This is a genomic window from Microcystis sp. M015S2, from assembly GCF_020245945.1.
Lineage (GTDB): Bacteria > Cyanobacteriota > Cyanobacteriia > Cyanobacteriales > Microcystaceae > Microcystis.
On record NZ_JADBTX010000042.1, the window covers coordinates 1 to 4,265 of the forward strand.

The following is a 4,265-nucleotide window of genomic DNA, read 5'->3' on the forward strand; positions in this document are numbered from 1 at the left end:
TGCGAAGGTTACATGATATCAGCGAGACTTGGAAACTATCTCATCAAATTAGTCCCCCCATAGAACCCCCTTGAGCCATCTTGCACACTTTTCTATTTTTGTCAAATTTTGTGTTAAGAAAGATGTGACTAATGGATAGCTGATCAAGGGGGGATCAAGGGGGGATTAAAGGCAAAATCCATTTTTAATTTAATTATAACCAGCTACTTATATGGGAGCGATCTTTCTTTGTGTTCTTTGTGTCTTTGTGGTTCCTTCCTTTACCCACCCAAGAGAGCCGGTGAGAAGATGGAAAATTAGTTAACCTTTTGGCAATTATCTGGATGACTAAAAATAAAAGAGTGCTGATTTTAGGGGGAACGGGGGAAGCGGCGGCATTAGCGGCTAAAATTGCGGCAATTCCGGGTATAGATGCCATCGCTTCCTTTGCTGGTCGCACGAGAGAACCGATTACTCTCACAACTCCTTCTCGCCGGGGGGGGTTTGGTGGTGCCGCCGGGTTAGCCAATTATCTACGCCAAGAAAGCATTGATTGTTTAATTGATGCCACCCATCCCTTTGCCGCACAAATTTCCTTTAATGCCGCTCAAGCCGCCTCGGATTGTGGTATTCCTCGATTAATCTTAAGTCGTCCAGCTTGGGAAAAAGTATCTGGAGATAATTGGATTGAAGTAGAAAACAATCAAGCGGCAGCGAATATTTTATCGGGGTTAGCGCCGCGAATATTTCTCACTACTGGTCGGCAAGAACTGGCAAGTTATGCACATTTAAACAATATCTGGTTTTTGATGCGGATGATTGACCCACCGGCAGCGGATGCCATCGTACCGATTGGAAAATTATTGTTGGAACGGGGGCCTTTTTCTTTGCAGTCAGAGCGCTCTCTTTTACAAGAATATAAGATTGGGGCGATCGTGAGTAAAAATAGCGGCGGTGATGCCACCTACGCCAAAATTATCGCCGCTAGAGAGTTGGGAATAACCGTGGTCATGGTACAACGTCCACCTGTACCTGAAGGAGAAAAAGTGGCAGATGTTGAAAGTGTCCTAGCATGGTTAGAAAAAAGATGGCTCTCTTGATTTTTCTGGGAAAATCATCGAAAATCGGTAAAACCCCACACCCCACACCCTGCCCCCAAGAAAAACTTTTTGCCGCAAACCCTAAGTAGGTTACAGTTTTTGAAAAATGGTATTAGTACGGCTCAAATTTTACGCGAATACATTAAGCGACTACCAAAACCAAAAGAGTAACAGGCAATTCTTCGCTCACCCCAAGGAGTGAAACTCCTCATTGCCGCGGTGGAACTTCCCCACCCCGCTAGGTGTCCGGGTGGGGACTGACGCGGAATCGTTCACCCTAATTTCGGTAAACCCATACTATAGTTCTGTACTCTGGCGTTGAGATTATAGCTAATTTCGCCTTTTTGCAGGAGAGAACGGATAAAATGTTCTAGATCTGAACCGATGCGACGGAGATTATATTCGCTCAATTCTTCCCCATTGTAGGATTCTACCAATTCATCAAACTTACTATAAACCTTATTGAGAGCCACTTCTTCCCAATTAAATTCATTATCGGGATCCACATCAAGAGTCAAAACATTGTTACTCTCGATTAATTGATTATTTTTTACTTCAGCCGTATAAATGCGAATATGACGGGTCGTGGATTTTAACAGCATGGAATCTTCAGGGTAAGTTAGACGCTATGTCTAAGATTTTGCCATGATTTGCGGCAATGGGGAATTGGGGAATTGGGGAATTGGGGAGATTGGGAAGCTGTCTCATCACCCTATCTCCCGAACAATGTTTACGGATCGACCAGAAACGTGATACTATAATAGATTGCAGTGTTTAAGCAGAGATCACGAGTCCTATGGCCTTAACCCAGACCAAAAAACAAGAACTAATCAGCCAATATCAGTCCCACGAAACCGATACAGGATCATCGGAGTTACAGGTAGCTTTCTTAACCGAGAGAATCAACCAACTGACCGAACACCTGAAAGCTAACCCAAAAGACCACGCTTCCCGCCGGGGATTACTCCAGATGATCGGTCGTCGTCGGGGACTGTTAACCTATATTCAGAAGAAAGATCAACAACGTTATCAAACCCTGATCGGTCGTCTCGGAATTCGCCGTTAAGCTTACCCCCCTTGCATCCCTACCATGGCCTCTGAATCGAAATCGACGGAGAAAAAAGAGCGTCTTCCCTTTGAGCCGCGCCAAAATAAGCGAAAAACCCCGAAAATTGCCCCTAGTCCCGTGCCACCGCCGATAAAGAATCGCTCCGAGGAAACCAGCTTAAAGGCAATTCCCCAAGCGGTCAGTCAACGGATGGCCAAACGGATGGCGGTATTTTGTGGCATTCCGACAGTATTGGGGATAACTTCCTTTTTTGGCTTCTACTGGATTATTAGCCACAATCTTCTCGAAATCCCTTCCTACGTCGCCATGCTCGTCAGTTTAAGCCTATTTGGTCTAGGTTTTATCGGTCTGAGTTATGGCATCTTCTCCGCTTCTTGGGACGAGGATCGGGTGGGGGATTGGCTAGGATGGCAAGAATTTCAAGCTAATTTTGGCAGAACGATCGCTGCTTGGCGGTCCGGCAAAAAAGAAGTGGAAGAAAAATAGATAACCTCTAGAAATCGTCAACAATAGAGATTAAAGAAAAAAATAAAGGGTTAATGCCATGATTATTGTCATGAAAGTTGGTTCCCCGGAAATTGAAATCGAGCGCGTCAGTGCCGAATTCGAGGCATGGGGATTAAGTCCTGAAAAAATCGTCGGTAAGCATAAAGTTGTCATCGGTTTAGTCGGAGAAACCAGGGAATTAGACCCCCTACAAATCCAAGAACTAAGCCCTTGGATCGAAACCGTCCTGCGAGTCGAACAACCCTTCAAACGCGCCTCTTTAGAATACCGTCACGGCGAATACAGCGAGGTTTTAGTCCCCACTCCTAACGGTGTTATCCCCATCGGCAGAAGTCATCCCGTTAGCATTGTCGCCGGCCCCTGTTCGGTGGAAAATGAGGCGATGATCGTGGAAACTGCCAAACGAGTGGCGGCAGCCGGAGCGCAATTCCTCCGGGGTGGTGCCTACAAACCCCGCACTTCTCCCTATGCTTTCCAAGGTCACGGGGAAAGCGCTTTAGAATTACTAGCGGCGGCTAGAGATGCCAGTGGTTTGGGTATTATTACGGAAGTAATGGACGCGGCGGATCTCGATAAGATTGTCGAAATAGCCGACGTGGTGCAGGTGGGGGCGCGCAATATGCAGAATTTTTCCCTCCTGAAAAAAGTTGGGGCGCAACCGAAACCGGTTCTACTCAAGCGCGGCATGGCGGCCACTATTGAAGATTGGTTGATGGCGGCAGAATATATCCTCGCGGCAGGAAATAGCAATGTCATTCTCTGCGAACGCGGTATCCGCACCTTTGACAGTAAATATACTCGCAATACCCTAGATTTATCCTGTATTCCCGTTTTAAGAACTTTAACCCACCTGCCGATCATGATCGATCCTAGCCACGGTACGGGTAAATGGGAATATGTACCGACTATGGCCATGGCTTCCCTGGCAGCCGGGGCCGATTCCTTGATGATCGAGGTACATCCTAACCCAGCCAAGGCCCTATCTGATGGGCCGCAATCCTTGACCCCCGACAGGTTCGATCGATTAACTCAGGAGTTAGCGGTCATCGGTAAGACGATCGGGCGTTGGCCCCAGGTTCCGGCACTGGTTTAATAAGATAATAAGGGGGTGAATCAACCCCCTTTTTTGGGCATAAATTTCGCTTTTCGGGGCAGTTATGGTGACAGTTCCTCTGGAGTTAAATACTGAGCAAATTAGGGGCGAAAAACGGGTAGTTTTTAATCATCTCAGTTGGTTATCCTATCAGCAAATTTTACAGGCCCTAGGGGAAAATAATCGCGCCCATTTATTTTATGATCGTGGTACTTTAGAGATTACTATGCCCCTAGAAGAACACGAGTTTTACCGAGAATTAATCGGATTATTTATCCGGATTTTGGTGGTAGAATTGGGTTTAAAAATTAAAAGTATGGGTTCCACAACTCTAGCTAGGGAAGATTTAGAACGAGGAGCAGAACCGGATAATGCTTACTATATTCAAAATCAAGCTAAAGTGCTAGGAAAAAGAATTAATTTAACTGAAGATCCGCCCCCAGATTTAGTGGTGGAAGTGGATATAACCCACACGGATATTAATAAATTAGCACTTTATGCCCGTTTGGGAGTGCCA

6 protein-coding genes are annotated in these 4,265 nt (G+C 46.0%); 5 read left to right on the forward strand and 1 reads right to left on the reverse strand.

The genetic code is table 11. The annotated features are described in order from the left end of the window. Nucleotides 1-323: 323 nt before the first annotated feature. The gene (locus tag IM473_RS08800) at nt 324-1,079 is read left to right on the forward strand and encodes a cobalt-precorrin-6A reductase (RefSeq protein ID WP_287659648.1); all 756 of its coding nucleotides are present in this window, start codon (nt 324-326) and stop codon (nt 1,077-1,079) included. Nucleotides 1,080-1,351: 272 nt separating this feature from the next. On the opposite strand, the gene IM473_RS08805 is transcribed toward IM473_RS08800, so the two are convergent. Further along, on the reverse strand, nt 1,352-1,681 hold the full coding sequence (locus IM473_RS08805) for an NAD(P)H-quinone oxidoreductase subunit M (protein ID WP_002738864.1): 330 nt from the start codon (nt 1,679-1,681) through the stop codon (nt 1,352-1,354). Nucleotides 1,682-1,875: 194 nt separating this feature from the next. Between IM473_RS08805 and rpsO the strand changes: the two genes are divergently transcribed. From rpsO to IM473_RS08825, 4 genes are all read left to right on the forward strand, one after another. Further along, a complete protein-coding gene (rpsO, locus tag IM473_RS08810) occupies nt 1,876-2,145 on the forward strand; it encodes a 30S ribosomal protein S15 (protein WP_002741886.1) in 270 nt (89 codons plus the stop codon). 24 nt (nt 2,146-2,169) lie between these two features. Continuing rightward, nucleotides 2,170-2,634, forward strand: coding sequence for a PAM68 family protein (locus tag IM473_RS08815; RefSeq protein WP_002738795.1), 465 nt, complete (start codon nt 2,170-2,172; stop codon nt 2,632-2,634). Nucleotides 2,635-2,692: 58 nt separating this feature from the next. Further along, nucleotides 2,693-3,748, forward strand: coding sequence for a 3-deoxy-7-phosphoheptulonate synthase (gene aroF, locus IM473_RS08820; protein WP_287659649.1), 1,056 nt, complete (start codon nt 2,693-2,695; stop codon nt 3,746-3,748). Between the two features lie 64 nt (nt 3,749-3,812). Continuing rightward, nucleotides 3,813-4,265, forward strand: a 453-nt coding sequence (locus tag IM473_RS08825; RefSeq protein WP_287690416.1) for a Uma2 family endonuclease, incomplete at its 3' end; no start/stop codon positions are given.